The organism is Vulcanococcus limneticus LL (genome assembly GCF_943369875.1).
In the GTDB taxonomy this organism is placed as follows: Bacteria; Cyanobacteriota; Cyanobacteriia; order PCC-6307; family Cyanobiaceae; genus Vulcanococcus; species Vulcanococcus limneticus_A.
Map to the genome: position 1 here is coordinate 37,926 of NZ_CALROT020000011.1, position 14,746 is coordinate 52,671.

Below are 14,746 nucleotides of genomic sequence, written 5' to 3' on the forward strand. Positions count from 1 at the left end.
CTACGGTCCGGGCACGATCGGACCCGTCCGTCATGACCGCCACCCAGTCGGCAGCAGGCCTCGCCCCCGGCAGCGTCCGGATCGCCGGTGTGGACCTGGAGCAGGAGCTGGCGCTGACCGATGCCTGGTGGCGGGCCGCCAACTACCTGGCGGTGGGGATGATCTACCTGCGCGACAACCCGCTGCTGGCTGAACCGCTGCGGCCCGAGCACATCAAGAACCGGCTGCTGGGCCACTGGGGCTCCAGTCCGGGCCAGGCGTTCATCTGGGCCCACGCCAACCGGGTGATCCGCCACCACGACCTGGACATGATCTACCTGTCCGGGCCTGGCCACGGCGCCCCGGGGGTGCTGGCCCCCACCTACCTGGATGGCTCCTACAGCGAGATCTATCCCGACAAGTCCCAGGACGCGGTGGGCATGGGGCGCTTCTTCAAGCAGTTCTCCTTCCCCGGCCACATCGGCAGCCACTGCACCCCGGAAACCCCCGGCTCAATCCACGAGGGGGGTGAACTGGGCTACGTGCTCTCCCACGCCTGCGGGGCGGTGTTCGACAACCCCGACCTGATCGCCCTGGCCTGCGTCGGCGACGGCGAGGCGGAGACCGGGCCCCTGGCCACCAGCTGGCACATCAACAAGTTCCTCAACCCGGTGCACGACGGGGCGGTGCTGCCGGTGCTGCACCTCAACGGCTACAAGATCGCCAACCCCACCCTGCTGGCCCGCATCCCCCGGGACGAGCTGGCGAGCCTGCTGCGCGGCTACGGCTGGGACCCCCTGTTCGTGGAGGGCCACGAGCCCGCGGCCATGCACCGGGCCATGGCCGAGGCCATGGACACCGCCATCGGCCGCATCCAGCAGGTGCGCGCCGAGACCCGCGCCAGCGGCGAGGCGGTGCGGCCGGCCTGGCCGATGATCGTGCTGCGCTCCCCCAAGGGCTGGACCGGCCCCGCCGAGCTCAACGGCCAGAAGCTGGAGGGCTTCTGGCGCAGCCACCAGGTGCCGCTGCCCAACCCCCGCCACGATCCGGCCCAGCTGCAGCAGCTGGAGAGCTGGCTGAAGAGCTACCGCCCCTGGGAGCTGTTTGATGCCACCGGCCGCCTGCAGCCCGAGCTGCAGGCCCTCTCGCCCGTGGGGAACCGGCGCATGGGCTCCAATCCCCACGCCAACGGCGGTCTGCTGCGCCGCAAGCTGCACCTGCCCCCCAGCACGGCCTACGCCGTGGCGGTGCCGGCCCCCGGCGAGGTGGAGCACGAGAACACCGCCCCCCTGGGGGCCCTGCTGCGCGACGCCATCGGCGGCAACCCCGATTCCCTGCGGGTGTTCGGCCCCGATGAAACGGCCTCCAACCGCCTGCAGGCGATCTACGCGGTGAGCAAGAAGGTGTGGATGGAGGACTTTCTTCCGGAGGACCTGGGCGGCAGCGAGCTGGCCCGCGAGGGCCGGGTGGTGGAGATGCTCAGCGAGCACACCCTGGTGGGAATGATGGAGGGCTATCTGCTCACCGGCCGCTACGGCTTCTTCCACACCTACGAGGCCTTCGCCCATGTGATCGCCTCGATGTTCAACCAGCACGCCAAGTGGCTGGAGAGCTGCATTCACCACGCCCCCTGGCGGGCTCCGATCGGTCCCTGGAACTGCCTGATCAGCTCCACAGTGTGGCGGCAGGACCACAACGGCTTCACCCACCAGGACCCCGGCTTCATCGACCTGGCGGGCAACAAGAGCGGCGAGGTGGTACGGGTGTATCTGCCGGCCGATGCCAACTCGCTGCTGGCGGTGGCGGAGCAGGCGCTGGTGGAGACCAACGTCTGCAACATCATCGTGAGCGACAAGCAGAAGCACCTGCAGTACCTCACTCTGGAGCAGGCCCGCGCCCATGTGGCCAAGGGCATCGGCCTGTGGAGCTGGGCCAGCAACGACCACATCGGCCATGAACCCGATGAACCGGATGTGGTGATGGCCTGCGCCGGTGACATCCCCACCAAGGAGACCCTGGCCGCCGTGGAGATCCTGCGGCGTGAGATCCCCAGGCTGCGCATCCGCGTTCTGAACGTGGTGAAGCTGTTCGCCCTCACCGACCCCAGTGAACATCCCCATGGCCTCAGCCACCGCGACTTCGACACCCTGTTCACCACCAACCGGCCCGTGATCTTCAACTTCCACGGCTACCCCTGGCTGATCCACCGCCTCACCTACCGCCGCACCAACCACGCCAACTTCCACGTGCGCGGCTACAAGGAGAAAGGCAACATCAACACGCCACTGGAGCTGGCGATGAACAACCAGATCGACCGCTTCAATCTGGTGATCGACGTGATTGATCGCGTACCCGGCCTGGGATCCCGCGCCGCCCACGTGAAGGAACGCATGAAAGAGGCGATTCTCGCCAACCGCGCCTATGCCCACGAGCACGGCATGGACGCCCCCGACATCACCGAGTGGCGCTGGAGCGCCCCCAGCACAGCCCCCCAGGAGACCGGAGCATGAGCGACATCGCCCCCCGCCAGCTGCAACTGCCCACCCCGGGCTGCTACGCAGACCCGGACCGGAGCGGCCTCGAGGCCGACGACGTGTTCGACGGCATGACCGAGCACCTCTTTTACACGCTCGGCAAACTCGCCCCCACCGCCTCCCGCCACGACCTCTACCTGGCCCTCAGCCACGCCGTGCGCGACCGGCTGATGACCCGCTACCTGGCGGGCATCGAGGCGATCCGCGCCACCCCCACCCGCGTGGTGGCCTACCTCTCGGCCGAGTTCCTGATCGGTCCCCAGCTGGGCAACAACCTGCTGATGCTGGGCATCCAGGAGGCCGCCACGGAGGCCCTGCGCCGCTTCGGCATCGACCACCTGGAGGAGATCCTCGAGGTGGAGGAGGAGCCGGGCCTCGGCAACGGCGGCCTGGGCCGCCTGGCGGCCTGCTTCATGGAGTCGCTGGCCTCGCTGGAGATCCCCGCCACCGGCTACGGCATCCGCTATGAGTTCGGCATCTTCGACCAGCTGATCCGCGACGGCTGGCAGGTGGAGATCACGGACAAGTGGCTCAAGGGCGGCTGGCCCTGGGAGCTGCCCCATCCGGATCTGGCCTGCTTCGTGGGCTTCGGCGGCCGCACCGAGAGCTACCGCGACGAGCACGGCCACTACCGGGTGCGCTGGATCCCCGAGGAGCACGCCATCGGTGTACCCCACGACGTGCCGGTGCTCGGCTACCGCGTCAACACCTGCAACCGGCTGCGCCTATGGCGCGCCGACGCCAGCGAATCCTTCGACTTCTACGCCTTCAACATCGGCGACTACTACGGCGCCGTGGAGGAGAAGGTGGGCTCGGAGACCCTCTCCAAGGTGCTCTATCCCAACGACGGCACCGACGAGGGTCGGCGGCTGCGGCTCAAGCAGCAGCACTTCTTCGTGAGCTGCTCCCTGCAGGACATGCTGCGCAATCTGGAGCACCGCGGCCTGCCGGTGACGGAGTTCCCCGACCACTGGGCGGTGCAGCTCAACGACACCCACCCGGCGATCGCGGTGGCCGAACTGATGCGGCTGCTGATCGACGACAAGCACCTGGACTGGGACACCGCCTGGGACATCACCAGCCGCTCGGTGGCCTACACCAACCACACCCTGCTGCCGGAGGCCCTGGAGAAGTGGGGCCTGGGGCTGTTCGGCTCGCTGCTGCCGCGGCACCTGGAGCTGATCTACGAGATCAACCGCCGCTTCCTGCAGACCGTGCGGCTCAAGTACCCCGGCAACGAGGAGGTGCTGCGCCGGGTGTCGATCATCGACGAGGAGGGCGGCAAGGCGGTGCGGATGGCCAACCTGGCCACGGTGGCGGCCCACCATGTCAACGGCGTGGCGGCCCTGCACAGCGAGCTGGTGCGCACCAAGCTCTTCCCCGAATTCGCCGCCCTCTGGCCCGACAAGTTCACCAACGTCACCAACGGCGTGACCCCCCGGCGCTGGCTGGCGCTCTCCAACCCGCCCCTACACCAGCTGCTCAATGAGAGCATCGGCGAGGGCTGGGTGCGCAACCTCGACGAGCTGCGGGCCCTGGAGCAGTTCCAGAACGACAGCGGCTTCCTGGAGCGCTGGGGCCAGACCAAACTCGCCTGCAAGCGCACGCTGGCCCACTACATCCAGCGCCAGAGCGGCCTGCTGGTGGATCCCTCCTCCCTGTTCGACGTGCAGGTCAAGCGGATCCACGAATACAAGCGCCAGCACCTCAATGCCCTGCAGGTGATCGCCCAGTACCTGCGCATCAAGAACGGCCAGGCCGATGGCCTGGCACCCCGCACGGTGATCTTCGGCGGCAAGGCGGCGCCGGGCTACTACATGGCCAAGCTGATCATCCGCTTCCTCAATGGCATCGCCGAAACGGTGAATGCCGACCCCGACATGGACGGCCGCCTGCGGGTGGTGTTCCTGCAGGACTACAACGTGAAGCTGGGGGAGCGGGTGTACCCCGCCTCCGATCTCTCCGAGCAGATCTCCACCGCCGGCCTGGAGGCCTCCGGCACCGGCAACATGAAGTTCGCCATGAACGGGGCCCTCACCATCGGCACCCTCGATGGCGCCAACGTGGAGATCCGCGAGCAGGTGGGGGCGGAGAACTTCTTCCTGTTCGGCAAGACCGAATCCGAGATCAGCGCCCTCCATACCGAGGGCTACCGGCCCTGGGAGCTGATCAGCTCGATCCCGGAACTCTCCGAGGTGCTCAAGCTGGTGGAGCAGGGCCACTTCAGCAACGGCGACGGCGACCTGTTCAGGCCGCTGCTGCAGAACCTCACCGGCCGCGATCCCTACTTCGTGCTGGCGGACTTCAGCGACTACCTGCGGGCCCAGGATGACGTGAACCGCCTCTGGGCTGATCGGGAAGAGTGGAACCGGATCTCGCTGCTGAACGCGGCCCGCACCGGCTTCTTCTCCTCGGATCGCTCGATCCGCGAGTACGCCGAACGGATCTGGCGAGCCGAGCCCTTCCCGATCACGATCACCTGCGACGTGCCCTGAGGCCATGGCGCCCCCCGAGCTGGTGCTGGTGCTCAACGTGGGCAGCTCCAGCGTCAAGGCGGCCCTGGTGGCCGCCGGGGCGGAGGCCGGGCACCATCAGGCCGGGCTCGAGGGGGGACCAAAAGGCGGGGATCCCAGCGCCCGCCCCTGGACTGGCGAGCGGGAGCTGCGGGGCGAACCGCTGGCCCAGGTGCTGGAGCAGTGGCTGCTGCCCCAGCTGCAGCCCTGGTGGCCGCACATCCGGCTGGCGGGCCACCGCGTGGTCCACGGCGGCGAGACGCTCACCCGCCCCACCGCCATCGATGCGGCCGTGCTGGCCCAGCTGCGGGCCCTGGTGCCCCTGGCGCCCCTGCACAACGGCCCGGCCCTGGAGGCGATCCTCTGGCTGCAGGCGGCACGGCCGTCGTTGCCCCAGTGGGCCTGCTTCGACACGGGCTTCCACGCCAGCCTCGCCCCCGAGGCCTACACCTATGCCATCCCGGAATCCTGGCGCCGCCGCGGCCTGCGCCGCCTCGGCTTCCACGGCCTGAACCACCAGCACGTGGCCGAGACCGTGGCCCGCCTGCAGGCCAGTGGTCAGGGCCCGGACCAGCGACCGGCCGGGGAGCTGCGGCTGATCAGCTGTCACCTGGGGGCCGGCTGCTCCCTGGCGGCCATCCACGGCGGCCGCAGCCTCGACACCACCATGGGCTTCACACCACTGGAGGGGCTGGTGATGGCCAGCCGCAGCGGCTCCGTGGATCCGGGGCTGCTGCTGCAGCTGCTGCGCGAGGGGCTGCCGCTGGCCGAGCTCGATCAGCAACTCACCCGCGAGAGCGGCCTGCGGGGCCTCTCGGGCCTCAGCGGCGACTGGCGTGAGCTGCGCGACGCCGCCGGCAGCGGCCATGGCGGCGCCCAGCTGGCCCTGGCCGTGTTCCGCCACAGCCTGCTCAAGGGCATCGGCGCCATGGCCGCCAGCCTGGGGGGCGTGGATGTGATCGCCCTCAGCGGCGGCATCGGCGCCAACGACGCGCTGCTGGCCGAAGAACTCCGGGCGGCCCTGGTCTGGCTGCCCCCCTTCACGCTCCTGACGGTCCCCGCCGATGAGGAGGGGATGGTGGCGCGGCTCTGCCTGACGGCGTCAAGCCAGCCGCGGAGTGTCCAGCGGCAAGGCACGCCGGCCTAGGGCTTCAGCCCCGGTGGTCGGGCAGGTCGGGCGTCTGGTGCAGCAGACGGTTCAGGCGCAGGCGATCGGCGTTGAGGGGATCGGGAGCCAGCTCACCGGCCAGCTCGCGGAACTTCTGCTCCACCTCCTCCGGCACGCGCACATCGAAGATGCGCTCCATCAGGGCCTCGATCGAGAACAGGTGGGCGTTGATGTTCTCCAGATCGCCCATGGCCTGCTGGATGGCGTCCTGGTCCGCCGCGTCGTTGGGGCCGCCGGCGACGGCGCCGGGGGTCGCCGCCGCAGGTGCCGGGCCGTCACAGTCGCCGTGGATCTTCTGCAGTTCCTCAAGCACCCGCCCCGCCAGGGTGCGGAACGACTGCAGTGCAGCCCAGTTCAGCTCCTGCTGTTGACGCAGGGTGGGATTCTCGCGGATCAGGCGGTCGTGTTCCCGGTAGAACCGCTGACAATCAGGGCATTGGCAGGGCTCTTCCGGCACCGCAGTCCCTTCACTGAGTCACTCCCATCATGGCACCAGGGCGATGGACCTGCCCTGGAGCGCCTTCAGAGCGGCGAATCGCCCGTGGCGGGCAGGGGAATTTCAATCGAACTCACCACCTGGATCACGTCCCGCAGCCGCATCGAATCGGCGAACCAGCCCATGGCCTGCTCCACGTCGCCACGGCGCTCGGCGTCGGTGGCCTGGTCCTCATGGGCCTCGGCCAGCAGGGCCAGCCAGCAGAGGCAGCGGGCCTGCACCACCGAGAGATCGAGCTCGTCCGGCTGGCTGTCGGCGATGCGCTCGCTCTCCTGTTGCACCAGCAGCCGCAGGCGCAGATCGTGCAGCTGAGCCATGGCGTCATGACGGTTGGGGCCACGCTAGCGGCGGTGCCTGGATTGGGAAGGGCACCAGAGGTAGTGGTTGCTACGGGGGTGCGCCACCGGCGGGTCGGGCTTCGCGGCGCGCCGCCCGGGGGGCGGGATCGCCGCTGCGCCACGACCCGCCGGTGGCGGGCGTGGGGGTGGGTGGGGGTATGGGTGAGGGGCGCTGTAGAGGGGCGCGGTGGAGGGGCGCGGTGGAGGGGTGGGGGCAGCAGCATGGGGTGAACTGGTGCGGTGTCGGGATGGTTCTGAACCCCTTGTGTCCCTTCGGTGCGGCCAGGGTGCTGGCGTTGAAGGCCACGGTGGTGCTGTTGCTCACCCTGCTGATCAAGGCGAAGGTGCGCATCACGGCGTTCTCGGCCCTCGGGATCGTGCTGTTGCTGCTGCAGACCCTGCTGGTTCTGGCGGCGGGCGGCGCCCTCGGCCTGCTGGCCGGGGCCGCCGGGCTCTACGCCCTGCAGCAGCGCCGCATGGCGACGGCCTGATCGGGTGCCATGGCCGTTGAAGTCGCCCTGGCGATGCTGCAGCGCGAGGGCCGCTGGCTGCTGCAGCTGCGCGATGAGATCCCCGGCATCGTGGCGCCGGGCTGCTGGGGACTGTTCGGCGGCCACCTGGAGCCCGGCGAAACCCCGGAGCAGGCCGTCCGCCGTGAGCTGCTGGAGGAGATCGGCTGGCAGCCCCGGTTGCTGCACTACGCCATGGAGCAGCGCCTGCATCGGCGCACGGCCCACGTCTTTCGCGCCGAGCTGTCGGTGCCGCTGGAGCAGCTGCAGCTGCTGGAGGGCCAGGACATGGCGCTGGTGTCCAGCGAGGAGCTGCTCTCCGGAACGATCTGGAGCGCCCGTCTCGCCAGCCCGCGTCCGCTGGCCGATGGGCTGGCGCAGGTGATGCAGCAGCTGCTCCGGCCAGCCGACGGGTCCTGACAGCAGAGCTCTGGGCGGCCAGGTCCCTGGGCGAAAACAACGCCGCCAAGGCCGTGCCCCGCAGGCGTGGGGCCCACCGCCGGCGGACCAGAATCGGGTCCATGGAGCTCCACGCCGATCTGGGCCAACGGGCCGTGCTCGATACCGCCAGCCTGCCCTGGCTGCCCTCGCCCATGGCCGGGGTGGAGCGGCGCCTGCTCGATCGCCGCGGCGGTGAAGTGGCCCGCGCCACCTCGATCGTGCGCTACGCGCCCGGGAGCCGCTTTGAGCGCCACGCCCACGGCGGCGGCGAGGAGATCCTGGTGCTGGAGGGCACCTTCTCCGACGAGACGGGCGACTATCCCGCCGGCACCTACCTGCGCAATCCGGTCGGCTCCAGCCACGCCCCGTTCAGTGCCGAGGGCTGCACGATCCTGGTCAAGCTGCAGCAGATGCACCCGGCCGATCAGCAGCGCCTGGTGATCGACACCCACCGGGCGGCCTGGGTTCCTGGCCTGGTGCCGGGGCTGTCGGTCCTGCCGTTGCACGCCTTCGGCTCCGAGCACGTGGCCCTGGTGCGCTGGGCGCCGGGCACCGTGTTTCAGCCCCACGGCCATCCCGGCGGGGAGGAGATCGTGGTGCTCGCTGGCGTGTTCCAGGACGAGCACGGCAGCTACCCCACCGGCAGCTGGCTGCGCAATCCACCCGGCAGCAGCCACCGCCCCTGGAGCGAGGCAGGCTGCACGATCTGGGTCAAGACCGGCCACCTGCCGGTGACCCTTGGGCCCGACGGCTCAGCAGACTGAGAGAGGCTCCGCCCCACCCCGGCCGATCGCCACAACGCCGACCGCCACAACAAAGCCCGGAGCGTTGGCCCCGGGCATTTGTCTGCTCAGCCGTGGTGCCTTCCCAAGGGGGTCGGGCGCAGCTGCGCGGTCGGTTGATCGTCAGATCAGGGTGTCTTCAGTTGTGGTCGGAGCTGCCGGCGCTGGCACCTGGGGCCAGGTGTCAATCGGGACGTTCCGTTGGGTCCGGGGCACCTGGAGCGGTGCAGTGGACGGCGACTGGCTTGACACGCCAGGAACGTCAGAGATCCGTCGAGAGTGTTGGAGCAGGGGCCGGATCGTCAGCGCACTCCTGGCTGGTGCTCAGGGGGGGTGTCGTCCATCAGCGGAGCCTCCGAATCCCGTTGCCATCACCATCGTCCGGCGCGCCGCCGGAGGCAACGGCCCCGCACCAGGACGACACCGCTCGTCACCGGGGGCAACGGCTCTTCATGAAGGGGCTTCACAGCGGGCAGTGGGTGGGCGGCGGCGCCGCGGCAGCAGGACCGCGGCGCGCCGGCGCCAGCACCTGACGGGATCAGCCTCAGCCCTCCACCTGCACCGTCACGGAGGTGACGGTGTTGGCCTTGGGGGCCGTCACCCGCAGCAGACCATCGCGGTAGGTGGCCTGCAGCCGGTCGCGGTCGATGGCCTGGGGGAAGCGGAAGCTGCGGCTCCAGGTTCCGTAGCGGAACTCGCTCAGCAGCGGCGCCTTGACCGTGGCCTCACCCTCAGCGGAAGGCTCGCGGTGGCTGCGGCGCTCTGCGCTGATCACCAGGGTGCGATCGGTGGCCTTCACCGCGATGGCCGCCTTGTCGACGCCAGGCAGCTCGAGCAGCAGTTCATAGGCCTCGGGGGTGTCGTGCACCTCGGCAGCGGGCACACGCTCAGCGGTCTGCAACGGCTGGCTGAGCTGCTGGCTGAGCTGCTGCTCCAGGCGATCGAACAGATCGAAGGGTGCGGAAGAACGCAGGGTCAGCATGGCTGGAATCGCAGGGATTGTGTCGAGGGGATCGTCAGTCGCCCCCGTTGCAGACACTGTCGCCGCCTTCTTCAGCTCATCGAATCCGGGCAGCCGAACCTGCCGATTCGGCCCTCACCACCGAGGTACGGCAGGCCCCACCCCACGGCGGGGACAACCGATCCAAGGCGTCCCGAGCGTGACACCGCGGAGTACGGGAACAGGACCTTCAGACCGCCACCAGAGCCGGAACACAGACGTATCTTGAGGTTGAGGGGGGAGCCGGTAGCCAACCCGGGCCCCGCCCTCCACAAGAGTCCGGCCAGGGATCACCCGAGCCGGTGTGCAAAACGGAGGTGCGCCCAGGATGCGTCCCAGCAACCGTGAACCCGATCGCGCCGTGCGAGCGCGATCCCGCCGCTGAAGTGAGACAGACGCCAGTTCTATGTCCCGCCTGTTGCAATCCCGGGCTGCATAACCCGGGCCGAGATCACAGCCGCAAAGGTCAAGCCCCGAGCATCTCTTTGCGGAGACGTGATCCCCGTCCTTCCCTGCCAGGCCCAAGACAGGCTCAGTGTGAATCCCCGACACCCGATCGGATTGAGCCCCAGATGCCAAGGCGATGATCCGCAACCGGTGCCAAGGCGCCCCGACCTGGGGCGCCTTCCTGTGGGGGGGAGCGATCACGCCGCCCGGCGCGGGGGGCCAGGGCCGCCTGCGGATTGCCCTTGGGGCGCGGCTCTGGCGGGGGCAGCAGGCGAACCCGTCGTCCACCCTGGGCGTCCCTGAACAGCCAGGCAGCGACTCGGGTCCTGGAGAACGGGGCTGGCGGGACTCGAACCCACGACCTACGGTTTAGGAAACCGTCGCTCTATCCGGCTGAGCTACAGCCCCCCACGGGCGGAGCCCGCCACCGCATTATGCGCGTCGCCCGCAGGGGCATGATGGAGCCCGAAAGCAGGCGAGGTGGTCGCGATCGGGCTGCGTCCCGGCCCTCGGGTCGGTGATACGGGCCCGGTTGAGGAAAGTCCGGGCTCCCCAATGGCCAGGCTTGCTGGGTAACGCCCAGTGCGGGTGACCGTGAGGAGAGTGCCACAGAAACACACCGCCGATGGCTCCCCCGGGAGCACAGGCAAGGGTGCAAGGGTGCGGTAAGAGCGCACCAGCAGCATCGAGAGGTGCTGGCTCGGTAAACCCCGGCTGGGAGCAAGGCCCAGGGACAACGGTTGGCCATGACACCCGTCCCGCTTCACGTGCGCCGCTCGAGGCCGCCGGTAACGGCGGTCCCAGACAGATGACCACCCCCGCCGGCTTGCCGGCGGTGAACAGAACCCGGCTTACGTCCTGCTTTCACCCCTTTCTCCGGCCGCCGCTGCCGTCGGCCCGCTGTCCCGGTCCGATCCGGCCGGCCCGATTCCGCCGTCCATGTCCAGCGCCCAGGCCCCCGATCGCCCCGCCCAGCTGCAGGCCTTCCTGGCGGGCCTGGGCCTGAGCCCGCCGGCCGGCGCCGACCTGGCCCCCCTGGATGCGGCCCTCACCCACACCTCCGCCGGGCTGGCGATCGACCACGAGCGGCTGGAGTTCCTGGGCGACGCGGTGCTGCGGCTGGCGGCAACGGAGTTCCTGGAGCGGGAGCAGCCCCAGCTGGGCGTGGGCCAGAGCTCGGCGCTGCGGGCCCAGCTGGTGAGCGACCGCTGGCTGGGCGAACTGGGCGAGCGCTGCGGCGTGGAGGCGGCCCTGCGGATCGGGCCGATGGCCGCGGGCGACCAGGCCGGCCGCGCCACCCTGCGGGCCGAGGCCTGTGAGGCGGTGGTGGGCGCCCTGTATCGGATCTGGGGCGGGCGGCTGGAGCCGGTGCTCCAGTGGCTCACCCCCCACTGGCGGGCGGCGGCGGCCGAGCTGGAGGCCGACCCGGACCGCCACAACTGGAAGTCGGCGCTGCAGGAGTGGAGCCAGGGGCAGCGGCGCGGCCTGCCGGACTACCGCAGCACGGAGATCAGCACGATCCACGCCGATCCGCGCCGGTTCCACTGCGTGGTGCGCCTGGGGGAGGAGCCGCTGGGGGAGGGCTGGGGCCGCTCACGCCGGGTCGCGGAACAGGAGGCGGCGCGGCAGGCCCTGGAGCGGCTCAGACCTGCTCGAGGGTCTTGAGCGGCAGGGTCACGAGCTTGTCCCAGTTGCCGCCCTCGAACAGCACGGCGGCGCGGGTGCCGCTGATCCGCTGCACGAAGCCGCGGTAGCCGTCGTAGATCGAGCGGCCGTCGCGCACCACCACGGTGGAGCCGGGCAGGATCGGCAGGGTGTCAGCCATGGGTGGGCCCAGTCGTGGGGCCATTATCGAGCCACAGGGCACGCAGATGGGCCGGATGACGGACGCAAAGACGGAGGCAACCCCCGCTGCAACGCCCGGGAGCGCGCCGGCAGCGGAGCCGATGGCGCCGGAGCAGGAGCTGCTGGTGGTGGGCCGGGTCGTGGGGGTGCAGGGCCTCAAGGGCGAACTGCGGATCAACCCGATGAGCGACTTCCCGGAGCGCTTCACCCGCCCCGGCCGCCGCTGGCTGCAGCGCCGCGGCGAGCCACCCCAGCCGCTGGAGCTGCTGGCGGGCCGCCAGCTGCCGGGCCGGGAGCTCTACGTGGTGCGCTTCGCGGGCGTGGACGACCGCAGCGCCGCCGAGGCCCTGGTGGGCCGCGATCTGCTGGTGCCCGCCGCCGACCGGCCCAAGCTGGCCAAGGGCGAGTTCCACCTGCTGGATCTGGTGGGCCTGGAGGTGCGGCTGGCGGCCGATGGCGCGGTGATCGGCCGGGTCAGCGACCTGATCCACGCCGGCAACGACCTGCTGGAGGTGGAGCTGAGCGAGGGTGGGCGCCGGCTGCTGATCCCCTTCGTGGAGGCGATCGTGCCGCGGGTGGAGCTGGCGGAGGGCTGGCTGTCGCTGACGCCGCCGCCGGGCCTGCTGGAGCTGGCCGAGGGCTGAAACCTGACGACGGGGGCCCCCAGGCGTCACGCGCCAGTGGGCAGGGCCAGCCAACGCCACGCTGGGCGGGGCCGGGCCAGGGCACTGCGGCCGGGGATCCATCCCGGCAGTCCGGGATCCGACGCGGCCACCTTCCTGCCGCAGCGGTTCTGGGTTGGAATGGGGCCATCCATGGGGACCGGGCCGACGGGCGCCGCCCCGCCGCCGAGTGATCCCCCGCGATGACCGCGACCCCAAGCGCCGCCGCCACCCTCTCCAGCGCCACGGCCAGCGCGGGTAGCGCCACCACCAGCTCCGCGCTGGTGCCGGTGATCCTCTGCGGCGGCACGGGCACCCGCCTCTGGCCCCTATCGCGGGCCAGCTATCCCAAGCAGTACTGGGCCCTGGCCGGCAGCGGCGAGGAGACCCTGCTGCAGCAGACCCAGCTGCGGCTGCGGGGCCTGGGCGGCCTGGCCGCGCCGCTGCTGATCTGCAACGAGGACCACCGCTTCATCGGGGCCGAGCAGATGCGCCAGATCGGCGTGGAGCCCGCCGCGATCCTGCTGGAGCCGATGGGCCGCAACACCGCCCCCGCCGTGGCGGTGGCGGCCCTGCAGGCCACGGCCCGCGGCGAGGATCCACTGCTGCTGGTGCTCGCCGCCGACCACGTGATCCGCGAGGCGGAGCGCTTCCGCGCCACCGTGGCGGCCGGCATCCCCGCCGCCGAGGCCGGCGCCCTGGTGACCTTCGGGATCGTGCCCACCGCCCCGGAGACGGGCTACGGCTACATCGAGGCCGCCACCGCCCCGGAAGCCGCGAGCGCCGCTGGCGCCAACGGCACCAGCGCGGCACCCCAGGGCCCGGTGCCGATCGCCCGCTTCGTGGAGAAGCCCGACCGCGCCACCGCCGAGGGGTTCCTGGCCAGCGGTCGCTTCACCTGGAACAGCGGCATGTTCCTGTTCAAGGCCAGCGCGATCCTGGCCGAACTGGAGCGGCTGGCCCCCGAGGTGGTGAGCGCCTGCCGGGCCGCCCTCGAACATGACAGCGCCGACCTGGACTTCCTGCGGCTGGAGCGGGAGGCCTTCGCCGGCTGCCCCAACGTGGCGATCGACGTGGCGGTGATGGAGAAGACCGACCGCGGCGCCGTGCTGCCCCTGGAGGCCGGCTGGAGCGACGTGGGCAGCTGGAGCGCCCTCTGGGAGACGGCGGACCAGGACGCCGAGGGCAACGTGCTGCGGGGCCGGGTGATCAGCCAGGACTCCCGCAACTGCTACCTGCGCAGCGAGCACCGCCTGGTGGTGGGGCTGGGGGTGGAAGACCTGGTGGTGGTGGAAACGGACGACGTGGTGCTGGTGGCCCACCGCGATCGGGCCCAGGACATCAAGGCGGTCGTGGGCCAGCTGGAGCAGGAGGGCGCCCGCGAGAGCCGGGCCCACCGCCGCATCTACCGCCCCTGGGGCTCCTACGACGGGGTCACCGAGGGCGAGCGCTGGCAGGTCAAGAAGATCGTGGTCAACCCCGGGGCCTCACTGTCGCTGCAGATGCACCACCACCGCGCCGAGCATTGGGTGGTGGTGGCCGGCACCGCCGTGGTGGAGAAGAACGGCGTCGAGGAGCTGGTGGGCGAGAACCAGAGCACCTACATCCCCCTGGGCTGCAAACACCGCCTCACCAACCCCGGCCGCATCCCGGTGGAGATGATCGAAGTGCAGAGCGGGCCCTATCTGGGCGAAGACGACATCGTGCGCTTCGAAGACCTCTACGGCAGGAGTGGGCGTGTGGCGGTGAAGGGCTGACCGGCGGGCCGCCACCGGCCGGAGGCCGGAATGCGGCCCTCTGATCAGCCCTTCACCGGTAGCCGGGGTGGGGGAGGGGATGGATGGCAGCGTGGAGGCCTGACGGGCATTCAGGTGCACGCCACGACCCTCTCCAGACGACAGCCCGCGCTCAACCACTCCCCCACAGGCCGTCGCGCCACACCTCAGCCGCGCCCGCCAACCTCGCCCCACATCCCAGAGCGACCACACCAAGCTTCAGCCTGCGCCGACAAGGTGCAGACAGGCCCCTAAAA

Annotated in this window: 13 protein-coding genes, 1 tRNA gene and 1 other RNA gene; 10 read left to right on the plus strand and 5 right to left on the minus strand. The window is 70.6% G+C overall.

Annotation, left to right across the window (positions count from 1 at the left end):
* Window positions 1-32 precede the first annotated feature (32 nt).
* Genes ACLV7J_RS12520 through ACLV7J_RS12530 form a run of 3 tightly spaced genes read left to right on the plus strand, consistent with a single transcriptional unit; the run spans window position 33 to window position 6,173 of the window.
* The gene (locus tag ACLV7J_RS12520) at window positions 33-2,489 is read left to right on the plus strand and encodes a phosphoketolase (RefSeq protein ID WP_411869409.1); all 2,457 of its coding nucleotides are present in this window, start codon (window positions 33-35) and stop codon (window positions 2,487-2,489) included.
* Entirely contained in the window at window positions 2,486-5,008 is a 2,523-nt protein-coding gene (locus ACLV7J_RS12525) for a glycogen/starch/alpha-glucan phosphorylase (protein ID WP_411869410.1), read from the plus strand. Before ACLV7J_RS12520 ends, ACLV7J_RS12525 begins: the two co-directional genes overlap by 4 nt.
* 4 nt (window positions 5,009-5,012) lie before the next feature.
* Window positions 5,013-6,173 (plus strand): acetate/propionate family kinase, encoded by a 1,161-nt coding sequence (locus ACLV7J_RS12530; RefSeq protein ID WP_411869411.1) that lies wholly within the window; start codon window positions 5,013-5,015, stop codon window positions 6,171-6,173.
* Between the two features lie 4 nt (window positions 6,174-6,177).
* Here ACLV7J_RS12530 and ACLV7J_RS12535 read toward each other — a convergent pair whose 3' ends face one another.
* Window positions 6,178-6,651 (minus strand): hypothetical protein, encoded by a 474-nt coding sequence (locus ACLV7J_RS12535; protein WP_411869412.1) that lies wholly within the window; start codon window positions 6,649-6,651, stop codon window positions 6,178-6,180.
* Between the two features lie 65 nt (window positions 6,652-6,716).
* Window positions 6,717-7,007 carry a hypothetical protein gene (locus ACLV7J_RS12540; protein ID WP_411869413.1) on the minus strand — a complete coding sequence of 97 codons (291 nt, stop codon included), beginning with the start codon at window positions 7,005-7,007 and terminating at the stop codon, window positions 6,717-6,719.
* A 269-nt stretch (window positions 7,008-7,276) separates the two neighbouring features.
* Between ACLV7J_RS12540 and ACLV7J_RS12545 the strand changes: the two genes are divergently transcribed.
* The 3 genes from ACLV7J_RS12545 to ACLV7J_RS12555 all read left to right on the plus strand — a co-directional run bounded on the left by ACLV7J_RS12545 (window position 7,277) and on the right by ACLV7J_RS12555 (window position 8,742).
* Window positions 7,277-7,519, plus strand: coding sequence for a hypothetical protein (locus tag ACLV7J_RS12545; protein ID WP_411869414.1), 243 nt, complete (start codon window positions 7,277-7,279; stop codon window positions 7,517-7,519).
* Between the two features lie 9 nt (window positions 7,520-7,528).
* Complete coding sequence (locus ACLV7J_RS12550) at window positions 7,529-7,957, plus strand: NUDIX hydrolase (RefSeq protein ID WP_411869415.1); 429 nt, start codon at window positions 7,529-7,531, stop codon at window positions 7,955-7,957.
* Window positions 7,958-8,058: 101 nt separating this feature from the next.
* Entirely contained in the window at window positions 8,059-8,742 is a 684-nt protein-coding gene (locus ACLV7J_RS12555; protein WP_411869416.1) for a cupin domain-containing protein, read from the plus strand.
* Window positions 8,743-9,304: 562 nt separating this feature from the next.
* Here the strand turns inward: ACLV7J_RS12555 and ACLV7J_RS12560 are convergent.
* Window positions 9,305-9,742, minus strand: a complete 438-nt coding sequence (locus ACLV7J_RS12560) for an Hsp20/alpha crystallin family protein (RefSeq protein ID WP_411869417.1) — start codon at window positions 9,740-9,742, stop codon at window positions 9,305-9,307.
* Window positions 9,743-10,541: 799 nt separating this feature from the next.
* Window positions 10,542-10,615: transfer RNA gene (locus ACLV7J_RS12565), tRNA-Arg, on the minus strand.
* A gap of 59 nt (window positions 10,616-10,674) precedes the next feature.
* On the opposite strand from ACLV7J_RS12565, the gene rnpB reads away from it, so the two are divergent.
* Window positions 10,675-11,077, plus strand: an RNA gene (gene rnpB, locus ACLV7J_RS12570) — RNase P RNA component class A.
* Window positions 11,078-11,146: 69 nt separating this feature from the next.
* The gene (locus ACLV7J_RS12575; RefSeq protein WP_411869418.1) at window positions 11,147-11,872 is read left to right on the plus strand and encodes a ribonuclease III family protein; all 726 of its coding nucleotides are present in this window, start codon (window positions 11,147-11,149) and stop codon (window positions 11,870-11,872) included.
* Here the strand turns inward: ACLV7J_RS12575 and ACLV7J_RS12580 are convergent.
* A complete protein-coding gene (locus ACLV7J_RS12580) occupies window positions 11,850-12,032 on the minus strand; it encodes an NAD(P)H dehydrogenase subunit NdhS (RefSeq protein ID WP_411869419.1) in 183 nt (60 codons plus the stop codon). The genes ACLV7J_RS12575 and ACLV7J_RS12580 overlap by 23 nt on opposite strands.
* A gap of 121 nt (window positions 12,033-12,153) precedes the next feature.
* Between ACLV7J_RS12580 and rimM the strand changes: the two genes are divergently transcribed.
* Together rimM and ACLV7J_RS12590 are read left to right on the plus strand one after the other, a co-directional pair.
* The gene (gene rimM, locus ACLV7J_RS12585; protein WP_411869420.1) at window positions 12,154-12,696 is read left to right on the plus strand and encodes a ribosome maturation factor RimM; all 543 of its coding nucleotides are present in this window, start codon (window positions 12,154-12,156) and stop codon (window positions 12,694-12,696) included.
* Between the two features lie 221 nt (window positions 12,697-12,917).
* Window positions 12,918-14,471, plus strand: coding sequence for a mannose-1-phosphate guanylyltransferase/mannose-6-phosphate isomerase (locus ACLV7J_RS12590; RefSeq protein WP_411869421.1), 1,554 nt, complete (start codon window positions 12,918-12,920; stop codon window positions 14,469-14,471).
* The last annotated feature ends 275 nt before the right edge of the window (window positions 14,472-14,746 follow it).

Coding starts and splice junctions, on each gene's coding strand:
- ACLV7J_RS12520 (WP_411869409.1), top strand. CDS start 33: ATGACCGCCACCCAGTCGGCAGCAGGCCTCGCCCCCGGCAGCGTCCGG.
- ACLV7J_RS12525 (WP_411869410.1), top strand. CDS start 2,486: ATGAGCGACATCGCCCCCCGCCAGCTGCAACTGCCCACCCCGGGCTGC.
- ACLV7J_RS12530 (WP_411869411.1), top strand. CDS start 5,013: ATGGCGCCCCCCGAGCTGGTGCTGGTGCTCAACGTGGGCAGCTCCAGC.
- ACLV7J_RS12540 (WP_411869413.1), bottom strand. CDS start 7,007: ATGGCTCAGCTGCACGATCTGCGCCTGCGGCTGCTGGTGCAACAGGAG.
- ACLV7J_RS12545 (WP_411869414.1), top strand. CDS start 7,277: ATGGTTCTGAACCCCTTGTGTCCCTTCGGTGCGGCCAGGGTGCTGGCG.
- ACLV7J_RS12550 (WP_411869415.1), top strand. CDS start 7,529: ATGGCCGTTGAAGTCGCCCTGGCGATGCTGCAGCGCGAGGGCCGCTGG.
- ACLV7J_RS12555 (WP_411869416.1), top strand. CDS start 8,059: ATGGAGCTCCACGCCGATCTGGGCCAACGGGCCGTGCTCGATACCGCC.
- ACLV7J_RS12560 (WP_411869417.1), bottom strand. CDS start 9,742: ATGCTGACCCTGCGTTCTTCCGCACCCTTCGATCTGTTCGATCGCCTG.
- ACLV7J_RS12575 (WP_411869418.1), top strand. CDS start 11,147: ATGTCCAGCGCCCAGGCCCCCGATCGCCCCGCCCAGCTGCAGGCCTTC.
- ACLV7J_RS12580 (WP_411869419.1), bottom strand. CDS start 12,032: ATGGCTGACACCCTGCCGATCCTGCCCGGCTCCACCGTGGTGGTGCGC.
- rimM (WP_411869420.1), top strand. CDS start 12,154: ATGGCGCCGGAGCAGGAGCTGCTGGTGGTGGGCCGGGTCGTGGGGGTG.
- ACLV7J_RS12590 (WP_411869421.1), top strand. CDS start 12,918: ATGACCGCGACCCCAAGCGCCGCCGCCACCCTCTCCAGCGCCACGGCC.